Below are 21420 nucleotides of genomic sequence, written 5' to 3'. Positions count from 1 at the left end.
CGGTGAGTAGGCTCTCAATCATTTCCGGATGATGGTGCGCGACCCTGCCTACAGCCCCATGCTAAACTTTGTTTCATACAAAACCGGTAAAATGGTGATAACTGATGACACTGCCTACCAGCTTGTCGTTATCAAGGGTGCAAGCGGAGAGCAAGTTCCCTACCTGTTCATATTGGCAAAGCAGCGAAAAGGCATGTACAAAGGCTGCTGGATGACAGTGGGTGTTGCACGCCAGGACTCGAACCGCCAAACCAGCCTGATATAAATCGGCTATACCTGCCGGAAGCGTATACCTACTTCCACAGATTTTTAAAGAGGTAATTCCATTTTGATGTCCGCTCGCTCGTAGATGCTGGGTGGCATTGGCACTTCCACAAACCCCAGCCGACGGTACAGGTTTAGCGCTGTTTCAAGTCTTCTGTTTGACACCAGGTATACCATACGGGCTCTAACTTCTCGGGCCTTACGGATAGCCGCCTCACCCAAGAGTTTCCCGATCTTCAGCCCCTGTGCCCTGGGTGTCACCGCCATTTTAGCTAGCTCGTACACACCATTGCCATCATTTATAAGCGCACAGGTACCTACGATCTCGCCCTGGTAGCTCGCCATCAAAATGAAGCCTCCCTTGTCTATGATATAGCTTTGCGGATTGCCAAGAGACTTGTGGTCGGCATCCTCCATCACAAAATAGCGGGTGATCCACTCTTCATTCAGGGCCCGGAACGCAGCAGCGTATTGGGGTTCAAAATCCAGTATCTTAACGGTAGCTTCAGTAGTAGCCAAGTGCATAGGGTATTCTAATTTGCCACAAAGGTACACCTATACCTGCCTTATTGTCAAACAGGCTAACCATAAACCTCACCGGCAATACTGCCTGCTAGTTTTCACCGCGTAGTAGCTGTCCTCGCAGTTCTCCATCCGGATAGGTGCTACTGTGGATGTTCAGGTACCACCTGCCGTCAAGCAACTGCTCTTCCTCTGTTTGGGTGAGCTCCCTGGTGGCACCTGTTACTGAGCCAGTATAGCTGCTCGTGTGATTTTCAATCGGTATTACAACAGGAGCATTCTCAGTGGCAAGGGCAGGGCCGTGGAAATGAATGCCCACTGTATTGTCGCCGGCATCACCGAGTGTCCAGCTGAAATTGTATGTCAGGATCCGGGTGCTCCGATCGTAGGTAGCCGTAAGTGAACCAGATCCGCTTGTAGCAACTGCCGGCACTTCATTTTCACCGGATAGCTCTACGTTTGTGAATTCTATTTCACTCTCGAGCATATCATCTACATCATCTTCGTCGTCACAGGCATAGATAAAACCGCTCAGCAGCATCAAACAATAGAACATTACCCTCCTGATATTTACACCTTGGTATTCCATAAATTATAAAATCAAATCGTTATAAATCAAATCCTTATATTATTTTACTTGTCTTGTCGCCAATTGTTAACTGTTGCGTGATATTTAGTGGGGTAAGAGAAGCCCATCGAATGAATCTGAATAAGCCTGCTGGTTGATTGTGCTATACCTGATCCTTTCCGGACTTTTCAGGTATACATGTGAAACCGAGTCATACGCCATGATCTCCCAAACCATTCCACTCTGGTTACCGATCGCTATACCCTGTTTCTACTGGTATTGGTACCAGTTTATTGGAAGCACTATGGCCCAGGCAACTTTCTTTGGTTCTCGGATGTGGCGCTGTTCTCGGTGGGTATCGTACTCTGGACGGAGAACCATCTTCTGCTGAGTATGATGGCCGTGGGCGTTTTGGGGCTGGAGCTGGTCTGGAATGTGGATTATTTTGGTCGTCTGCTCACAGGCAGGGATCTACTAGGCCTGAGTGATTACATGTTTCACCCAGACAAGAGCCTCTTTTTGAGAGGCCTTTCGCTATTTCATGTGTTTCTGCCGGCCATCGTGATCTGGCTGCTGATCGAGTGGGGTTATGATACACGCGCCATTTGGTACCAGACAGCACTGGCCTGGATCGTGCTGCCTCTCAGCTATTTGCTCACCGACCCCAAAGAGAACGTGAACTGGGTGTTCGGACCGGGCAATGAACCACAGCGAGCTATACCTGGCGGCCTGTACTTTGCGCTGGCCATGCTGTTCTTCCCGCTGTGCATCTTTTTACCTTCACATTTCATCTTGCAGTGGCTATTTAATTAGAGCGCATAAAAAAAGCGGGTATAACCCGCTTTTTTACTCACCTTAAACAAACAATTAAATATTTTGCGTAGCGTTCGCATCCGGCACTTTTACCTTCTCCGTAGTCTTCAGGCCGGACACCACTTCGATGTTGATGCCGTCTGACAAACCAGTTTTCACTTCCCGCTTCTCAAATACCTGCGGAGCAGTTTCCACTTCCACATACGACTTGTCTTTCTCGAACTTGAGCAGGCTTTCCTTCACTGCCATTACATTCTCGCGCTTGTCGAGCACGATGTCGGCGTTGGCGCTGTACCCTGCCCGGATGAAGTCTTTCTCGTCGAGCAGCACCTTGGCGCGGATAGGGAATTTGATGGAGCCTTCTTCCAGCACGCCTTTCGGGGCGATGTACTCGAGCTCGGCGTTGAACACGCGGCCTTCGATGGCGCCGATGGTCAGCAGCAGGTCCATACCCTCTTTCAGCTTGCCTACTTCGGATTCGTCTATTTTACCTTCAAAGATCAGGCTACGCATGTCGGCCACCGAGGCGATGGTTGTGCCCTCGTTGAAGTTGTTGCGCTCGATGATGGAAGTACCCACTTTCACCGGCACGTCCAGCAGCATGCCATCGATGGTAGAGTATACCAGGTTGGAAGCCTGTCCGCTACGCTTGGAAGCCCCTTCGCGTACCAACTGTAGGTTGCTCTCCGCCGATTGCAAAGCTTCACGCTTCAGGTCGTAGTCGGCTTTGTACTTGCGAAACTCCTGCTCTGCAATGGCCTTTTGATCATAAAGCTCCTGATAACGCGCCAGTTCGCGCTTGGCTTCTTCAAAATTGATACGGGCAGTTTCCAGTGTATTCTGGGCGTTGTTCACGTTCACGATGTTCGGCACGATCTTGATCTTGGCCAGCAGCTGCCCTTGCTTCACGATCTGCCCGGCTTCTACGTACAGCTCTTCCACAATACCCGACACCTGCGACTTCACCTCCACCTCTTTGCGTGGCACAATTGAGCCGGTGGCCACCGTCTTTTTCACGATGTCGGCCTCAAATGGCTCTTCCGTTTTATACACGATCGGGTCGGTGTTGGCCTTGTTGTAGAAGTACCGGCCCAGCCAAACAGACAAGGCCAGCATGACAATCACGAACAGTCCGATAAAAACCTTTTTCATAGGGGTATACTCAATTATGTTCTTGTTAATTCGATGCTAAAATTACTCTTCTTGCAGCGCCACAACCGGATTCACGCGGGCGGCCTTAGTGGCAGGTATAAGTCCGGCCAGCGCACCAGCCACTACCAGTACTATAGTCGCCGTCACGGCTACAGTCGGGTTTACCTCCGGTGGTCCAAAGAAGCCCGCCTGCACGTTGTTGTCCACCATAAATCCTTCGATGGTCGCGATGAGCCCGGTACCGGCCAGCAAACCGATGTAGCCGGCAAAGCCCGTGATCACAATAGACTCCTGTATGATCAGGCTCACGATAGACAGCGGCGTGGCTCCCAGGGCCTTGCGTATACCTATTTCCTTAGTCCGCTCCTTCACCACGATCAGCATGATGTTGCCCACCCCGATGATACCGGCGATGATGGTACCGATGCTCACCAGCCAGCTGAAGCCTGCTATACCTGCAAAGAGCCCCTGCACATCCTGAAACTCTTTCTCCACGTTGGCTGAGCCGAAAGCTTTCAGATCAGTTGGCGCCACCTTGTGTCTTTTCATCAGCAGAGCTTTCACTTTCTCCTCCACCACCGCAGCAGGTATGCCTGGCTTCGGCGTCATGGCAAAGAAGTTCACCTGGTTAGGCTGGTTAAAGGCTTGTTGCAGAGTTGTATTCGGTATAAAAATGGTCTGCGCGTCCTGCACCACATCTTCGTCTTTGCCAAGCGGCTTAAAAGTGCCACCACCTGAAAATAAATGCCTTTGATACTGATGTACTTGCCGATCGGGTCTTCCCCCTCCCCGAACAAAAGCTCCAGGGTACGTGGCCCCACCACCGCCACTTTGCGTCGCTCCGTTACATCTTTCTGGTTAATGAAGCGGCCACTCATGACATTTGTCGGCTTCACCTGCAGCACTTCCGGCGTTTCGCCATTCACGGTAAAGGAAGAGCTCTTGGTGCCGTATACCACCGAGAAGCTGCCGCGCACCTGGTTACTCGGCGCAATCACATCCACCTCCGGCACAAATGTCCGAATGGCCTCTATATCATCGTTGGTCATCTGTATAAAGCGGCCTGCTTTCAGGCCCATGTAAGGCACACTGGTACGCTGCGTCCACACGAAGACGGCATTCTTGGCCACATTAAACTCAGAGGTAATCCCTTTCTCCAGCCCCTTGCCCGCACCCAGCAACAGCACCAACATGAAAATGCCCCAGAACACGCCAAAAGCCGTCAGCGCCGTACGCAGCTTGTGCTTCTTTACGGTGTTATAAATCTCGGTCCATTTATCGATGTCGATCATAGGTGGAGTTAGTGATTTAGTTGATGAGTGAGTGTTTTTTAGTTAGTGGTTGAGTGGTTGAGTGGTTTTTATTTTATTGATTGAGTTATTAAAATCTTTTAGTTGATAGTCGTTTATCTGATTGTCTGTTCTATGCTTTTAGGTTTTGATTGAGTAAATGCTGTTTGCGTATTAGTCATAATAAACTATCGGGTTCACAATTCATTTAAAATGAATGACTGGTCGAATCAGTTGCTTTATTTCTTTTAAACCACTTATAAAATCAAAAACAAAAAATCACTCAACCACTCATTCACTAACTCACTCAATAATCTAATCCGCCCTCAGCGCCTCTATCGGTTTAATCCTAGCGGCTTTCAAGGCAGGCATCAGGCCGGCCAGGGCTCCGGAAATCACCAGGATAAAGGTAGCTGCCAACGCCACGCCGGGGTCTACTTCTGGATTGGCGAAGAAAGGCGCTTCTGCACCCGATGATTCCATCAGGTATTCCAGACCTGCGAGCACGCCTGTCCCTGCCAGCAAACCCAGATAACCCGAAAAGGCTGTGATTACCACAGACTCCTGCAGGATTAGGCTTACGATGGAGAAGGGAGTTGCTCCCAGGGCCTTGCGTACCCCAATCTCGCGGGTGCGCTCCTTCACAATGATCAGCATGATGTTGCTCACACCCACAATGCCGGCGATAAGGGTGCCTATACCCACTATCCACACAAATATCTTGATGCCATTAAAGAGGCCCATCACTTTCAGAAACTCCGCCTCTGTGTTCTCAACGCCAATGGCCATCTTGTCTTCACTGGAGAACTTATGACGCTCGGCCAGCAAGTTGCGCAGACGGCCCTCCATGTCTTTGGCACTCACCCCGGGCTCAGCTACCAGCGCCATCATCTGTACCTGGTTAGGCTGATTAAAAGCTGCTTGTAAGGTCGAGAAAGGGATGTAGGCCCGCTCTTCACGGCGGCTACTATTATTACCGCGCATCTTAAAAGTGCCGACCACTTTAAAGTGTATCCCTTTGATGTTGACATACTCGCCCACCGGATCTCCCTCCCCAAACAGCACCTTGCTCACCTGGTCACCGATCACGACGACTTTGCGCTTCTCGCGCTCGTCAATCTCGTTGAGCAAACGACCTCTGAATGGTATCTCACCGTTTATTTTCAGAAAGCCCGGCTCAGCACCAAACACCTGGTAAGAACCATTCTTAGTTTTGTAATTGATGGTGAACTCGCCTAACACCCGGTTGCGGGGCGAGAGTATCTGCACGTTATCCACATCGCGGTGCACCGACGCTATATCCTGATTAGTCAGTTTTATCTCGCGTCCCGGTGACATGCCTTTGTGCGCCAAGGCGGTCTTGCCAGTCCATAAGTAAATGCTGTTCTTGGCTCCGGCTCCGAAGCGGTTGTATACCCCATTTTCCAGGCCCTTGCCAGCACCCAGCAACAGTACCAGCATAAAGATGCCCCAGAACACGCCAAAGGCGGTCAGGAACGTGCGCAGCTTGTTTTTCTGCATCGTCCCGAGTATCTCCTGCCATTTGTCTAGGTCAAACATATTCTGGATTGCTGGTTGTTAATTTTTGATTGCTGGTGGTCAGGCTTAGCTTTTAGCAGCTACTGCCTCCGCTGCCAGTATCGCCTCTTCGGCGCTGTGGTCGTTGTGCACGATCAGGCCGTCTTTGAGACGGATGACGCGGTGTGTCTGGGCTGCAATGTCGTTCTCGTGCGTCACGATCACCACGGTCATACCTTTGCTGTTCACATCCTTGAAGATATCCATCACGTCGTAAGAGGTCTGGGTGTCGAGGGCGCCGGTCGGTTCGTCGGCCAGAATCAATTTGGGTTGCGAAATAAGCGCTCTGGCGATGGCGACGCGCTGCTTCTGTCCGCCTGACATCTCGTTGGGGGAATGCTCCGCCCAGTCTTTCAGGCCCACCATATCGAGGTACTCTAGCGCCAGTTTGTTCCGCTGTTTGCGGCCCACGTTCTGGTAGTAAAGCGGCAAGGCCACGTTCTCCATGGCGTTTTTGAAAGAAAGCAAATTGAAGGACTGAAACACGAAACCCAGAAACTTATTGCGGTAGTAAGCCGCCTTTGCAGCCGACAGATTCCGGATGGGTGTGCCCGCCAAGGTATAGCTGCCGCTGTCGTAATCATCGAGGATGCCCAGTATGTTGAGCATAGTGGATTTGCCGGAGCCGGAAGAACCCATGATCGAGACCAGTTCACCCTCTTCTATGTGCATATCGATGCCCTTGAGCACATGCAGTTTGTTGTGCCCCACCGCATAGTATTTGTGTATATTTTCCAACTGTATCATAGGCGGCAGACGAAAATGGTGGCAAATAAATTACAAGTAATTGCTTTGCAAAGTGCTCTATATAGCGTTAAGTTTCCCAAAACTTATACCTACAGCGACATTATATCGATTGACAGCTATGGTTTATCTATCAACCAATTACAGTTCAGCAGGCAAGCTTTAGCCTCCTTGCTCTTATTTAAGTTAAAACGAAACTCAATACACGACTATTTTGCCGTGCTCATCATAAAGATGAAAAAGACAGTTGGTAGGTTGCCTGAAGCATGGTAAATATTTTGCCAACCAAGTTCTCTTTGCGTAAAACAGCTATGCAACACACGGATATACCTGCGCCTATCCTCTTTCATCCGCTCAAGCATCATCTGGGTTATATCCGGGAGTTTATAAAGGAGCAGGCTACTGCGGAGGAGGCAGCACTTGTCGCTCAGCTCAAAACGATAGGCAGTTCGCAGCTCGACCTATACCTGGGTGAGTTATTAACTCAACAAATTGCTTACGAGACTATCCTATACCTGCAAAAGCACCAGATTCTGGAGCCAGAAGCCTTCCAGACTTACTTATCAAGTAATAAGGCTGACTATAGAGTCATTACCTTGTCCGACGAAAGTAGTTGGGTATTGCGATGGGGAATTGTAGAAGGAAGGCATGTGCACCTGCATCCGGCAAGGTATAGCCAGCACACGATCCGGGTTAAGGCCAATACACTCAAAACCGCCATCGCAGCCAAAATGGCGGCACTACGCAACCAGCAGCCACCAAACCTTCAAATGATCAATCGGGTGCGCCAGCAATGGCTCAACTTGCCTCCAGTGCCGCTATACCTACCTCAAAGCTTGCTGCACAACCTGTTGCTGTTGCTCAAGGCCTGTTAGAAGTAGGTGTAGAAAACTTCTAATTGTTCACCAGATCAGCTCTCGATACTTTTCGGTTGTTGACTTGTGTGTACTTAAAGTCTTCATCACCATTAAACTCGGTTCTCTGAAAGTCCAGGTTATTGCCTACCTTGGTGTACTTGAAATTAGCCAGGCCTCTGAAGTTTGCTTGTCTGAAGCTGGCATCCTGACTGAACTTCGTATACTTGAAGTTTGCTTCTCTCCTGAAAGAAGCACGATCAAAGCTGGCAGTCTGCGGGAAGTTGGTGTATTTAAAGTTGGCTTCTTCTTCAAACTTCACATTGCTGTAGTCAGCTGATTTCGAAAACTTGCTGTACTTGAAGTTTGCCTCGTGCCGAAAGCGACTGCCTCCAAACGATACGTCATCTTTAAACTTAGTGTACTTGAATGCACTGTATCCTTCAAACACACAGTTCTCAAAGCGCACGGCCTTATCAAAATTCGTATTGAACACCTCGTTTTTTCTGTTAAATAGCTTGACATCCTGATTATCAGGGTTGTAGTAAGCCAGCACATCATCTTTAAATGTACAGTCAATAAAGGTCAACGGCACTTTCACGGTGCTCAGATACTCCTTCGTACTATACTTGTCATCAGATTTTTTCTCAATGCGCATGTTGTCCAGCGTCGTCAGATCCAGTACACCCACAATCACAGCATTTTTGTATGTGACAGCTTCACCACGGTTTATCTTATCAATGATTTCGGAAGCATTCACTCGGGTTTGTGCCCACGTCAGGAAAGGAATTGCTAACAGGAAGAGGAGTAGAAATGATTTTTTCATGGTTTTAAGGTATAAGTATTGAGTTGAACATCAGCTTATACCCCTTAGATGAAGCATATCCGGGAAAGGTTGCCTGACTATTATTTTTTATTCATCCAGAAACTGCACAATAGTGCGAGCGACGATCCAGAAAATCAGGAAAACAAATAGGAAGACTGCAGAAAAGGTAAGTGCTTTTTCTACCAGACTGGTACAGAGCAATTGACAAGTATAGCTTGCCACCAGGAAAGGCAGCAGAACACCGAGCCCCATCATGATTTTTAATGCTTTGTTGAAGGATTGCTGCGGCTCGTTCATAGCTATAACTATTTCAATTTTTCATGTTATAATACAACGTAATATCTTTGTTGAGAGTTATCATCACTATATAGTTATAAAGCAAAACAGCATCACCCTTTTTGGATGATGCTGTTTCTACAATAAGTAAGTTATTCGACTTAGATGTGCAAAGCGCGGTTTTCAGTCGCTGCCAGACAAGCCTCTTTAATGGCCTCCGTATAGGTTGGGTGCGCATGGCTCATGCGGGAGATATCCTCAGCCGAAGCACGGAACTCCATCGCTACAACTGCTTCTGCAATCAGGTCAGCGATACGCGGACCGATCATGTGCATGCCCAAGATCTCGTCTGTTTCTTTGTCAGCCAGCACTTTCACGAATCCATCGGTATCCATCGACGCTTTAGCACGACCAGATGCTTTGAATGGGAACGAACCAGTCTTATAAGCACGGCCCTGCTCTTTCAGTTGCTCTTCGGTATAGCCTACGCCTGCCACTTCTGGCCAGGTATACACCACACCCGGGATCAGGTTGTAGTTGATGTGCGGCTTCTGGCCTACAATGGTTTCAGCCACAAACACACCTTCCTCTTCGGCTTTGTGGGCTAGCATAGCGCCACGCACCACGTCACCAATAGCATAGATACCCGGCACATTGGTTTCCAGGTGGTCGTTCACGGCGATCATACCGCGCTCACCCATCTGCACACCCGCGTTCTCCAGGCCAAGCCCCTCCGTATACGGCTTGCGACCCACCGATACCAGTACGTAGTCGCCGTCAAACGTCACGGTTTCACCTTTCGGATTCTCAGCAGTTACAGTCACCGTTTCGCCTTCGTTGGTAGCGCCGGTTACTTTGTGGTTGAAGAAGAACTCGAAGCCGAGTGTTTTCTTCAGCACACGCTGCAGTTCTTTGCCCAGTGCACGGTCCATCGTCGGGATGATGGCATCCATGTATTCAATCACCTGCACTTTTGTGCCAGGCGTGCATACACAGAGCCTAGCTCCAGGCCAATTACACCGCCACCAATCACAATCATTTTCTTCGGCACCTCTGTCAATGACAAAGCCTCTGTAGACGTGATAATGCGCTTTTTGTCAATTGGCAGGAATGGCAGTGCCGTTGGTTTAGAACCCGTTGCGATGATCGTTTTGTCAGTTTCGATCTGCTGCTCCTGTCCGTCTATACCTGCAATCTTGATCGTGTTCTTGTTCACAAAAGAACCCAGACCATAGTAAGTATCGATCTTGTTCTTTTTCATCAGGAAAGCGATGCCATCGTTGTTCGACTTCACTACTTCGCCCTTCCGCTTGATCATCTGCTGGATGTTTACCTGCAGGTCATTCAGCTCAATGCCGTGCTCCTTAAAGGTATGCGCAGCATTGTGGTAATGCTCCGATGAATCAAGAAGTGCTTTAGAAGGTATACAGCCCACATTCAGGCAAGTACCGCCCAGCACGTTATACTTCTCTATAATAGCGGTTTTCAGGCCCAGCTGCGCGCAGCGTATAGCTGCCACATACCCGCCGGGGCCAGAGCCGATTACTGTAACGTCGTATTTCATCTTTCTATACTTTGAAGAGAGGTATACTCTCGTTTCTGTTTTTGATTTCTTTTAATATGGCGCGAGCGTCTTCGCTCGTGTCTATTATTATGAGGCCTCTGGCCGAACTATGCCCGAGAAAATAGTTGAGCGTTTGCTATACCTGGGGGCCAGGGCCCCTCTATAAAAGTCACGAGCGAGGAAGCTCACGCCATATCTTGGAATTGCAAAAGCACAATAAAAAGGAGGAGCAAACTCTAATCGCTTACCCCTCCTCTTCTATCTCAATACATTAAACGCCTAACAGCAGTCTCATTGGGTCTTCAAGGAGCTCCTTCACACGCACCAGGAAGCTAACTGACTCACGACCGTCAATGATGCGGTGGTCATAAGAAAGCGCCAGATACATCATCGGGCGAATCTCTACTTGTCCGTTGATAGCAACCGGGCGCTGCACGATGTTGTGCATACCTAAGATAGCCGACTGCGGCGCGTTGATGATCGGTGTAGACATCATGGAACCGAACACACCACCGTTGGTGATCGTGAAGGTACCGCCTGTCATCTCCTCAATTGAAAGTTTCCCGTCTCGTGCTTTCTTAGCCAGGCGGATCACTTCTTTCTCAATACCATCCAGCGTTAGCTGCTCTGCGTTGCGGATAACCGGAACAACCAGACCTTTTGGCGACGAAACTGCAATGGAGATGTCGCAGAAATCGTTGAACACCATGTCATTGCCATCAATCATAGCGTTAACAGCCGGCCACTCCTGCAAGGCTACGGTACAAGCCTTCGTGAAGAAGGACATGAAACCTAAGCCTACCTCGTGCTTCTCTTTAAACTTATCCTTGTACTTGGCACGAATATCCATGATCGGTTTCATGTCTACCTCGTTGAAGGTAGTCAGCATGGCCGTTTCGTTTTTCACCTGCACCAGACGACGGGCAACTGTCTTACGCAGCGAGCTCATTTTCTCGCGACGCTGGTTGCGGTCGCGGTAGTGGCCGGAGCTGAAGCTTCTTGCTTAGCAGCTGGAACAGCAGCGGTTGGCTGTGAAGCTGACTTCTGAGCACCCATAGCGTCTTCTTTCGTGATGCGTCCGTCGCGGCCTGTACCTTGCACATCGGCAGGTTGATGCCTTTCTCAGAAAGGATCTTTCCTGCAGCCGGTGATGGTGTACCTGATGCGTAAGTCTGTGCGCCAGACGGAGCAGCGGCAGCTGGCTGCGAAGCCTGTTGTGCAGCCGGAGCGCTTGGCTGAGCGGCTGGTTTAGATGCACCTGCACCAGCACCTGCTACGATGCGGCAAAGCAGCCCACCAATCTCTACAGTGTCGCCTTGCTGGGCTACGATCTGCAGTGTACCGGCAGYCTCAGCTGGCAGCTCAAACGTCGCCTTATCTGACTCCAGTTCGGCAATTACCTCGTCCATTTCTACATGGTCACCCTCGTTCTTCAACCAGCTGGCGATCGTTACTTCTGTGATAGACTCGCCTACGGTTGGCACGCGCATCTCCACGGTTTCGCCAGTGCCTTGCGCAGCGGCAGGAGCAGACTCTTGTGCAGCCGGCGCAGCGGATTCTTCTTTGGCGGCAGGGGCAGCTGGTGCGCTACCGGCCTCGCCGTTTTGCTCGATGCGGCAGATTGTGGCGCCCACATCAATGGTATCGCCTTCCTGCGCAACGATGCGTAAAATGCCTGCGGCTTCTGCGGGCAGTTCAAAGGTGGCTTTGTCAGATTCCAGCTCAGCAATCACCTCATCCATCTCCACACGGTCGCCGTCTTTCTTTAGCCACTGGGCTATGGTTACCTCGGTGATCGACTCACCTACAGCAGGCACTTTAACTTCTAAGCTCATATTTTTTTGATCAATTATGAATTACGAATTAAGAATTACGAGTGAATAATGATTAATGACGAATGAATAGTGATTAATTACATCCCGCTTTTCAATCGTCACTAATCATTATTAATTAGATCGCGAATGCTCTTTCAACCAGTTCCAGCTGCTCTTTGCCGTGGATCTTGTTGTAACCGGTTGCAGGCGATGCACTTGGCTTACGTGCCACTACATCTTCAATGCCATTGCGCATGATGCGCAGGATATACATCCAGCCACCCATGTTTTCCGGCTCTTCCTGTACCCAGTATACTTTCGCGTTCTTATACTTCTTCAGTTCCGCTTCCAGCTGCACCTTAGGGAATGGCGCCAGCTGCTCCATACGGATCAGGGCTACATCCTTGCGCTTGTTCTTCTGCTGTTCTTCCAACAGGTCGAAGTACACCTTGCCGGTGCAAAGCAACACTTTCTTCACCGACTTGGCAGAAGCGTAGTTGTCACCGATCACTTCTCTGAAACCACCTTTAGTGAATTCCTCTATTGGAGAAACCACGTTCGGGTGACGCAGCAGCGACTTCGGCGCCATGTTAATGGCTGGTTTGCGGAATGGCAGGGCCAGTTGACGACGCAGGAAGTGGAAGAAGTTAGCTGGTGTTGTAATGTTGGTCACAAACATGTTGTTCTCAGCTGCCAACTGCAGGAAACGCTCAGGACGGGCATTAGAGTGCTCCGGACCCTGACCTTCGTAGCCATGCGGCAACAGCATTACCACCCCGTTCATACGCTGCCACTTTGACTCTGTAGCGGCAATAAACTGGTCGATCATTACCTGTGCCCCGTTGGCGAAGTCACCAAACTGTGCTTCCCAGATTACGAGTGCATTCGGGTTAGCCATGGCATAGCCAAACTCAAAACCCAGCACACCATACTCCGACAGCAGGGAGTTGTAGATTTCCAGTTTTACCTGGTCTTCCTGGATGTAGTTCAGGTTAGAGTAAGGAGCACTTGTGTTGGCGTCGCGCAGTACAGCATGGCGGTGCGAGAAGGTACCGCGCTGCACATCCTGTCCGCTCAGGCGCACTACTCTGCCCTCAGCCAGGATAGAACCATAAGCCAGCAACTCGGCTGCTGCCCAGTTCAGCTGGCGGGTCTCAAAGAACATTTCCTTACGCTCTTTCAACAGCTTCTCAATCTGCTTGAGCGGCTTAAAGCCCTGCGGCACGTTTGAAAGTGCTGTACCCACTTTCTGGATCACTTCCTCTGCTATACCTGTTTCAGGCGATTGATTGAAATCTTCCGGCTTGGAACGGCGCAGTTCTTTCCACTCTTTTTCCAGTGTCTGGTAATTATATGGAAGCGGCTTCTGCTTTACCATGTCCAGACGGTCCTGCAGCATCTGACGGAACTCCTTGTCCATTGTCTTCGCAAGCTCTGCATTAATATCTCCTTTGCGGATTAACTCTTTGTTGTATACCTCACGTGGGTTCGGGTGCTTCGAGATCAGGTTATAGAGGTGCGGCTGTGTGAACTTCGGTTCGTCTGCCTCGTTGTGACCATGACGACGGTAGCACACCATGTCAATGAAAATGTCGTTACCGAACTTCTGACGGTACTCTGTAGCCAGACGCACAGCGAAAACCACTGCCTCCGGATCATCACCGTTCACGTGCAGCACTGGTGCATCAATGATTTTAGCTACATCCGTGCAGTAGATAGAAGAACGGGCATCTTCGAAATCAGTCGTAAAACCAACCTGGTTGTTGATCACAAAGTGGATGGTACCACCTGTCTGGTAACCTGACAGCTTTGCCATCTGCGTTACTTCGTACACGATGCCCTGTCCGGCAACAGCTGCGTCACCGTGAATCAGGATCGGCACGATCTGCTTCGGATCGCGGTCGTACATGCAGTCGATCTTGGCACGCACGAAGCCTTCTACCACTGGGTTCACCGCCTCCAGGTGCGAAGGGTTTGGTGCCAGTTTCAGGTTTACATTGTTACCAGATGGGGTATCTACTTCAGAAGAGAAGCCCATGTGGTATTTTACGTCACCGTCTCCCATGGTCAGGTCTGGTGTGGCCGTGCCTTCAAACTCAGAGAAAATCTGCTCATAGGTTTTGCCCATGATGTTGGCCAGCACGTTTAGACGACCACGGTGCGCCATACCGATCACCACTTCTTTCGCCCCTAGCTCAGAAGCTTTGTCGATGATGGCATCCAGTGCAGGTATAGTCGTTTCGCCACCTTCCAGTGAGAAACGCTTCTGGCCTAAGAATTTGGTATGCAGGAAGTTCTCAAAAACAACTGCCTCGTTCAGTTTAGAAAGAATGCGCTTCTTGTATTCTATACCTGGATTGAAGTTAAGGGACTCGTTCTCAATCTTGTTCTGTAACCAGGACAGTACTTCCGGATCACGGATATACATGTACTCGTAGCCGATCGGGCCTTCATAGATTTTCTGTACTGCTGCTACTATATCGCGCAGCTTGGCAGGTCCGATACCAACAATCTCACCTACCTGAAAAACTGTATCCAGGTCAGCCTCTGATAAACCAAAGTCCTTCAGGTCGAGCAGCGCTTTGCGGTCTTTGCGCTCACGAACCGGGTTGGTCTTAGAGCGCAAGTGCCCGCGGCTTCGATAGGCGTATATAAAGTTGCGTACTGCTACTTCTTTGTCGGATTCACCTGCTGCGGTGGCTTTGGCAGGGGCGGCAGTTGGAGCTTCCGCTGTTTCGTGGCCATTCTCAGTGTAAGTAGTTGAGAATTCATAGCCTTCGAAGAATTTGCGCCATCCAAAATCAACTGATTCAGGATCCTGCTGATAAGCCTTGTAAAGCTCATCAATGTAGGCTCCGTGCGCATTGGCGATATAGGTATATTTATCCATAACTAATGTTTACGGCTGTGTGTAAAGGCAAAGTTAAGAGTATTTACAAGAATTCAAACTTTATACATTCGCATAAGCAAATACTTCTCTTAATCAACATCATACCATCACATATACTATTTATATATAGTGTTGAATAATAAAGAGACTTATCATCTGACCATTCAAATTTATGTGTCCTATGTATGCTACTTTTTGTTTTCAATGAATCCTGGTTTTATCCGGCACTTTCAACATGGGCTGTTTGTTAAAAACTATCATAACAGCCTTTCAAAATTGGCCACCAGAAAAAAAGTCAAAAAGTATAGCCAGAAACCTGTTCCCCTCACTGCCCGTGAGAAAGTGAGCAAATACATGCGCGGAAACAAAAGCCGTGATACGAAACCAGAGCTTCTGCTGCGTCGTGCCCTTTGGCAGAACGGCCTGCGCGGTTACCGGGTCCATTGGCGCAAAGCCCCAGGAAAGCCTGACATCTGCTACCCATCCCGTCGGTTAGCAGTTTTTGTACACGGCTGCTTCTGGCATCGCTGCCCTCACTGCCAACCTACATTTCCAAAGTCAAACCTACGGTTTTGGGAAGAAAAGTTTATCAATAATCAGCAGCGAGATGAACGCAACAAAACACTGTACCGGGAAGCCGGCTGGCAACGGGTGGTGGTGTGGGAGTGTCAACTGTATCAGGACCTCGCATCCTGCCTCAGCCTGATCAAGGCACTGCACCGCGGTGTTCCTGCCAGCTGGGAAATAGCCGCCTGATCGAAATCCGGCCAGTTGCAACCAACGGTATGAATAAAAGTATTATCTTCAGTACTTTAATATACCTACATAACCCTATGAAAAAAGATATGATCGGCCTGGCTTTGCTCAGCCTGGTAACTTTTGGCTGCAACGAAAATGCCAGGGAAGTAGCAGACAGCGATGGCGAGCGCACTGCTGTTGCCGGTGATACGACCGGTTTGCTTGCTGCCCAGCAGAGTATAAACGCAAATGACCTCCTGCAGCACATCCGCGTGCTCGCTTCTGATGAGTTTGAGGGCCGCAGTCCCGGCACTCCCGGCGAAGACTCTACCGTAAACTACCTTACCCGTGAGTTTAAGAAACTTGGCTTGCAGCCCGGCAATCCGGACGGCAGCTTTGCTCAAAACGTCCCCATGTTTGGCTTCACCGCACAACCCCAGGCAAACTTTACAGCAGGTGGCAAAACCATCAACCTTTCCTTCCCGGATGATTACGTAGCTGTATCACGCCGCTTTGTTCAGGATGTGAATGTGAAGAACTCCGACCTGGTATTCGTGGGCTACGGTATAGTGGCACCCGAGTATGGCTGGGATGACTATAAAGGTGTGGATGTAAAAGGCAAGACCATTGTCATGCTCATCAACGACCCGCCTATACCTAGCCCGAATAATCCGGAGCAGTTGGACAGCACCATGTTTGGCGGCAAGGGCATGACCTACTACGGTCGCTGGACCTATAAGTACGAGATAGCTGCTGAGAAGGGCGCTGCCGCTGCCATTATCATCCACGAGACCGGTCCTGCAGGCTACCCCTACGAAGTGGTATCAGGAAGCTGGAGTCGCGAAAACTTCGATATCAGCAACGCAGGCAAGAACATGGACCGTGTAGCTGTCGAGTCATGGATAACGGAAGATAAGGCCCGTGAACTCTTTGCAGCATCAGGCAATAGCTTTGAGAAATTAAAGAACGCTGCCGCTCAAAAGGGCTTTAAACCTGTACCACTAAATGCCAAAGCGAACTTCACGATTAAGAACCAGCTGCGGGAAATAGAGTCGCGCAATGTGATTGCCAAACTGGAAGGAGCTGATCCAAAACTTAAAGATGAGTACGTGATTTACACAGCGCATTGGGACCACCTTGGCAAGGATGAAAAACTGCAGGGTGATCAGATCTATAATGGCGCTATGGACAATGCCAGCGGCACAGCAGGCCTGATTGAACTGGCAAAGGCTTTCACCCAATTACCTGAGAAGCCTAAGCGCTCGATCCTGTTTCTGGCTGTGACTGCTGAAGAGAAAGGTTTGCTGGGATCTAAATACTATGCGTCCAATCCGCTCTACCCACTAAACAAAACACTGGCCAATATTAACATGGATGTACTTAATCCTTATCACCCTACAGAGGATGTAGTCGTGATTGGGTATGGCAACTCAGACCTGGAAGATATACTGGCTGAGGAGGCCCGTACGCAAAACCGTCGTATCGTGCCAGAGGCTTCCCCTGAGAAAGGCTCTTTCTATCGCTCTGATCACTTTGAATTTGCCAAGCAAGGTGTGCCCGCGCTATACGCCAAATCAGGCATAGTCGCCCGCGACCAGCCAGCTGACTTCATAACCAAAAAACAAGAGCAATATACAGCTGAGCACTATCATAAGGTGGGCGACGAGGTGTATGACGACTGGAACCTGGATGGTGCTGTAGAAGATCTGCAGCTTTACTTCCGGGTAGGCTATCGTGTGGCGAACGGTACCTCCTATCCAGCATGGCGCGAAAAGTCTGAGTTCAGAGCAAAACGGGAGAAGTCCTTAGCTGAAGTGCAATAACTGAATTCTACTGGCCTTAAGGAGCCCTGCTGTAAATTCAGCAGGGCTCCTTTTTTAATGGCTTATAATAAGGGCTTAGTACTCTTTCCTCCATCAGTTCACCCATGCCTTTACATAAATAAAATCTTATTTTATAAAAACCCCACTATAATAGGCCTGAAGCTATGCTTCTTCAAACAACCTCCACTCACCCTTTTAAAATGTTGCTTTACAACCAGATACATCACATTCACAGGGATTACTATAAAAAAAAATAATCTTCCGGGTTACCTTTCCGTATAAACCGAATAAATAAGTACAAATTTACTTGTTTAACAAAATTTGAAAATCATGAAAAAGACAATAAAATTTGCATTTGCTGCATTCGCTTTCTTTGCTTTCACAGCTTGTGGTTCTGAGAACAACACAGCTACTGAAACTGACCGTATTGATGAGGTAGAAACCTCTGACATGGATATCGATGCAGACATGGACATGGAAGCCGATACTACTACGGTAATGGATACTACCGTTAATGACGGCGTAGCAGACGAAATTCCAGAAGAAAGACCTATTCAATAATCTACATAAATTTACGAAATGGAAAGCCCCCTTTCAGCAAGCTGAAAGGGGGCTTTTTTATACCTCGCTAACTGAAGAAAAATAGCATTAGACGTATGGATATGGCTTAATACTTGTTTAAATTTAGCCAATGGAAAAATTATCTTTAGAAGAAGACGGTGTGGCAATTGAGCTGGTAGCCTCTGATGCAGACCTGCACCAGGCTATACAGCAATTAGAGCAGTGTGGCGAACTAGCCGTTGACCTTGAGTTTGATCAAAACCGCTTTACTTATGGCTTTAACCTTTGCCTGATCCAGATCGCTGATGGCAAAGGAAACTGCTTTATAATAGACCCTTTTTACATTGATGATCTGACTCCCTTTTTCCAACTGATGGAGGACCCGACAATTACCAAGATCATCCATCACTCTAATAACGACATTCTGTTGCTTGACAAGATGGGATGCTCTGTTAAAGGTATAGTTGACACCGATGTTGCCGCCAAGATCCTGAACTATGAACGGTCTTCATTGGCTACCGTGCTTAAAGAGGAGTTTGACAAAGAGATTGATAAGTCACAGCAGTCCAGTAACTGGAATAAACGACCTCTTACCGAAGACCAGCTTCGCTATGCGGCTATTGATGTGATATACCTGCATAAAATAAAGGCCAAGCTGCTTCAGGAAATTGAGAAACTGGATCGCATGCACTGGTTTGAGGAAGAGAACCATCTCTTAGAGCAGCTTAAGTATACTGAATCAGAAAATCCACACTTGCGTCTGAAACACTCATACCGCCTTAACTATTACCAACAGTATCTCTTAAAGGGCCTCTATGCCTTTCGGGAGAATATGGCCCGACAGTTTAACAAACCAGCCCATTTCGTTATCCCGAATGATGCACTTGTCGAATTAGCCAACAACCCGAACGCCGACCTACACGAATGGCTTAACCATACAAGAGGTATACACGGCAACCTGAAGAAACCAAAGAACGAGCGCATGTTACAGGACGCACTGCAGGATGCTAAGGACGCAGCCAAGGCCAACCATATCAGCCATGATTATCCTGAGCATCGCTTCCAAAGGCCGCTGCGTACTCCTGAAACAGAACGTCGCAAAGAATTAATGACCGCGGTGCAAAAAGAAATTATTGCCAGGTATGGGGAGTACGCTTCCAAACTGATCATTAACCAAAGCCTGATTACGGACTATAGCCAGAATGGAAAATTACGTTGCACGAAGAAATATGCAAGCGACATCGTCCTGGGGGTGGCACAGGATTTAGGTATAGAAATACATGTTTCTACTGCGCCTCAGCAGACAGGGAGTAAATAAATTCGCTTTAAAGAACACATCATATAGCATGGACAAAGTAAGGATAGAACACGACTTCCTGGGAGAAAAAGAAATCCCGCATGAGGTCTACTATGGAATTCAAACAACACGCGCACTTGAGAACTTTCATATAACAGGAACACCCATCTCAAAAGAGCCGCTATTTATAAAGGCCTTTGCTTATGTAAAAAAAGCAGCCGCTCTGGCCAACCATAAGTGTGGCGTGTTGAGCAAAGAGGTAACCGACGCTATTGTTTATGCCAGTGACAAACTGATTGCGGGTGAGTACCTCGATCAGTTTGTCACTGACATGATTCAAGGGGGTGCTGGTACTTCCGTGAACATGAATGTGAATGAAGTGATCGCCAACATTGGTTTGGAGCACATGGGGCGTGCAAAGGGCACGTATAACTATCTCCATCCTAATAACCATGTGAATTGCTCGCAGTCTACCAACGATGCATATCCTACTGCTTTCAGACTTGCCCTTTATTGGAAGATACAGGCCTTTATCGAGAGCCTCGAGGCTTTACAACAATCATTTGGACGAAAAGCTGAGGAGTTTAAAGAAGTACTGAAAATGGGGCGCACCCAACTGCAGGATGCTGTGCCGATGACTTTGGGGGCCGAATTCCACGGTTTCTCTACCACGATTCGGGAAGACATCCAGCGCCTTCATGAAGTAAAGATGCTGATCTGTGAAATAAACATGGGTGCTACGGCAATCGGTACTTCTATCAACGCACCACAGGGCTATCCGCAAATGGTAACGGATATACTGCAGGAGATTTCGGGTGTGCCTGTAGTACTTGCTGAGGACCTGATCGAAGCCACTTGTGATACTGGAGCCTATGTGCAGGTATCTGGCGTTATGAAGCGCTGTGCCATCAAGGTATCTAAGATATGCAATGACTTGCGCTTGTTATCATCAGGTCCACGGGCAGGTTTAAATGAGATTAATCTTCCGCGCATGCAACCGGGATCTTCCATCATGCCAGGTAAAGTAAATCCTGTAATACCGGAAGTGGTCAATCAAACGGCCTATTACGTCATAGGGGCAGACATGACGGTGACGATGGCTGCAGAGGCTGGTCAATTACAGCTCAATGTAATGGAACCAGTTATTGCGTACAGTTTATTTAATTCCCTGACTTTCCTGGAGAATGCATGCTATACCTTACAAAGTAAGTGCATTGATGGCATTACGGCTAACGAAGAGATCTGCCGTAATATGGTTATGAACAGCATCGGTATCGTTACATCGCTCAACCCAATACTGGGATATGAAGAGTCTGCCTCAATTGCCAAGGAAGCATTAGCTACCGGCAAATCTATTCATGAGATCACAGTACTGGAGCGTAAACTGATCACTCAAGCTAAGTGGGATGAGATATTCTCTATGGAGAACCTGATCAATCCGAAGTTCATCAACATATAGTTGGAAAGGCAATTACTAAAAAAAGCGGCTGCATTTAAATAAGTGCAGCCGCTTTTTATTATCTAATATTTAAGCTAAGAAATTAATATGATGTAAGCTTATAATCAAGTTCTAGAAATAACTTAAGCTATACCTGTGAAAGATGAATTAAAAATCAAAACCAGATGTATCACCTACTTTCGCTTTTATAGGATGGTATAGTTTGCTCTTACAGCTTTAATATTGTCGGGATGTGATTACAAACCCTAAGTTTACTTTCATCCCTTCGCCTCATCTTGCCATAGCCTATCCTGCGTCATACTCCCGGCTTCTCGTGCTTTAAGCCCTGCTTGCTGCCTTCCCTTCATTGCGGGGGGGGTATTAAACGCGTACGGCCCCTGACTCTTGC

The 21420-nt window shown here is 48.5% G+C and carries 18 protein-coding genes and 2 pseudogenes; 8 read left to right on the top strand and 12 right to left on the bottom strand.

What is annotated here, in order from left to right; translation table 11 throughout:
* The first annotated feature begins 91 nt into the window (after positions 1–91).
* Positions 92–265: a hypothetical protein gene (locus tag O71_RS08615; protein WP_192811655.1), complete on the top strand. Its 174-nt coding sequence runs from the start codon at positions 92–94 to the stop codon at positions 263–265.
* A gap of 44 nt (positions 266–309) precedes the next feature.
* Here the strand turns inward: O71_RS08615 and O71_RS08610 are convergent, their stop codons facing one another.
* Both O71_RS08610 and O71_RS08605 read right to left on the bottom strand, forming a co-directional pair.
* Positions 310–789, bottom strand: a complete 480-nt coding sequence (locus O71_RS08610; protein WP_007655545.1) for a GNAT family N-acetyltransferase — start codon at positions 787–789, stop codon at positions 310–312.
* 88 nt (positions 790–877) lie between these two features.
* On the bottom strand, positions 878–1375 hold the full coding sequence (locus O71_RS08605) for a CHRD domain-containing protein (RefSeq protein ID WP_007655543.1): 498 nt from the start codon (positions 1373–1375) through the stop codon (positions 878–880).
* 258 nt (positions 1376–1633) lie between these two features.
* On the opposite strand from O71_RS08605, the gene O71_RS08600 reads away from it, so the two are divergent.
* On the top strand, positions 1634–2167 hold the full coding sequence (locus tag O71_RS08600; protein ID WP_007655541.1) for a hypothetical protein: 534 nt from the start codon (positions 1634–1636) through the stop codon (positions 2165–2167).
* A 54-nt stretch (positions 2168–2221) separates the two neighbouring features.
* Here the strand turns inward: O71_RS08600 and O71_RS08595 are convergent, their stop codons facing one another.
* The 5 genes from O71_RS08595 to O71_RS08580 form a co-directional block, all read right to left on the bottom strand.
* Positions 2222–3319: an efflux RND transporter periplasmic adaptor subunit gene (locus tag O71_RS08595; protein WP_007655538.1), complete on the bottom strand. Its 1098-nt coding sequence runs from the start codon at positions 3317–3319 to the stop codon at positions 2222–2224.
* 42 nt (positions 3320–3361) lie between these two features.
* Positions 3362–3943 (bottom strand): ABC transporter permease, encoded by a 582-nt coding sequence (locus O71_RS25485; RefSeq protein WP_237717776.1) that lies wholly within the window; start codon positions 3941–3943, stop codon positions 3362–3364.
* Positions 3940–4611, bottom strand: coding sequence for an ABC transporter permease (locus O71_RS25480; RefSeq protein ID WP_237717775.1), 672 nt, complete (start codon positions 4609–4611; stop codon positions 3940–3942). Before O71_RS25480 ends, O71_RS25485 begins: the two co-directional genes overlap by 4 nt.
* A gap of 312 nt (positions 4612–4923) precedes the next feature.
* Complete coding sequence (locus O71_RS08585) at positions 4924–6168, bottom strand: ABC transporter permease (protein ID WP_007655536.1); 1245 nt, start codon at positions 6166–6168, stop codon at positions 4924–4926.
* Positions 6169–6213: 45 nt separating this feature from the next.
* Positions 6214–6933, bottom strand: coding sequence for an ABC transporter ATP-binding protein (locus O71_RS08580; RefSeq protein WP_007655534.1), 720 nt, complete (start codon positions 6931–6933; stop codon positions 6214–6216).
* A gap of 308 nt (positions 6934–7241) precedes the next feature.
* On the opposite strand from O71_RS08580, the gene O71_RS08570 reads away from it, so the two are divergent.
* A complete protein-coding gene (locus tag O71_RS08570) occupies positions 7242–7805 on the top strand; it encodes a hypothetical protein (RefSeq protein WP_007655532.1) in 564 nt (187 codons plus the stop codon).
* A 19-nt stretch (positions 7806–7824) separates the two neighbouring features.
* Here the strand turns inward: O71_RS08570 and O71_RS08565 are convergent, their stop codons facing one another.
* The 5 genes and pseudogenes from O71_RS08565 to O71_RS08545 form a co-directional block, all read right to left on the bottom strand.
* Positions 7825–8610 carry a pentapeptide repeat-containing protein gene (locus tag O71_RS08565; RefSeq protein WP_007655531.1) on the bottom strand — a complete coding sequence of 262 codons (786 nt, stop codon included), beginning with the start codon at positions 8608–8610 and terminating at the stop codon, positions 7825–7827.
* Positions 8611–8697: 87 nt separating this feature from the next.
* On the bottom strand, positions 8698–8907 hold the full coding sequence (locus tag O71_RS08560; RefSeq protein WP_007655530.1) for a hypothetical protein: 210 nt from the start codon (positions 8905–8907) through the stop codon (positions 8698–8700).
* A 140-nt stretch (positions 8908–9047) separates the two neighbouring features.
* Positions 9048–10450, bottom strand: a pseudogene (lpdA, locus tag O71_RS08555) (dihydrolipoyl dehydrogenase).
* A 271-nt stretch (positions 10451–10721) separates the two neighbouring features.
* A pseudogene (gene odhB, locus O71_RS08550) lies at positions 10722–12285 on the bottom strand (2-oxoglutarate dehydrogenase complex dihydrolipoyllysine-residue succinyltransferase).
* Positions 12286–12400: 115 nt separating this feature from the next.
* On the bottom strand, positions 12401–15154 hold the full coding sequence (locus tag O71_RS08545; protein WP_007655529.1) for a 2-oxoglutarate dehydrogenase E1 component: 2754 nt from the start codon (positions 15152–15154) through the stop codon (positions 12401–12403).
* Between the two features lie 132 nt (positions 15155–15286).
* Here O71_RS08545 and O71_RS08540 point away from each other — a divergent pair, with 132 nt between their 5' ends.
* The 5 genes from O71_RS08540 (at position 15287) to aspA (ending at position 21032) form a co-directional block, all read left to right on the top strand.
* Positions 15287–15910: a very short patch repair endonuclease gene (locus tag O71_RS08540; RefSeq protein WP_237717774.1), complete on the top strand. Its 624-nt coding sequence runs from the start codon at positions 15287–15289 to the stop codon at positions 15908–15910.
* Positions 15911–15987: 77 nt separating this feature from the next.
* Entirely contained in the window at positions 15988–17715 is a 1728-nt protein-coding gene (locus O71_RS08535) for a M28 family metallopeptidase (protein ID WP_007655527.1), read from the top strand.
* A gap of 330 nt (positions 17716–18045) precedes the next feature.
* The gene (locus O71_RS08530; RefSeq protein ID WP_007655526.1) at positions 18046–18276 is read left to right on the top strand and encodes a hypothetical protein; all 231 of its coding nucleotides are present in this window, start codon (positions 18046–18048) and stop codon (positions 18274–18276) included.
* A gap of 130 nt (positions 18277–18406) precedes the next feature.
* The gene (locus O71_RS08525; RefSeq protein WP_007655525.1) at positions 18407–19594 is read left to right on the top strand and encodes an HRDC domain-containing protein; all 1188 of its coding nucleotides are present in this window, start codon (positions 18407–18409) and stop codon (positions 19592–19594) included.
* A 28-nt stretch (positions 19595–19622) separates the two neighbouring features.
* Positions 19623–21032 carry an aspartate ammonia-lyase gene (gene aspA / locus O71_RS08520; RefSeq protein WP_007655520.1) on the top strand — a complete coding sequence of 470 codons (1410 nt, stop codon included), beginning with the start codon at positions 19623–19625 and terminating at the stop codon, positions 21030–21032.
* Positions 21033–21420: the final 388 nt, after the last annotated feature.

The sequence above is a fragment of the Pontibacter sp. BAB1700 genome, assembly GCF_000277005.1.
Taxonomy (GTDB): Bacteria; Bacteroidota; Bacteroidia; order Cytophagales; family Hymenobacteraceae; genus Pontibacter; species Pontibacter lucknowensis.
This window is presented reverse-complemented; position numbering and strand designations above follow the sequence as displayed.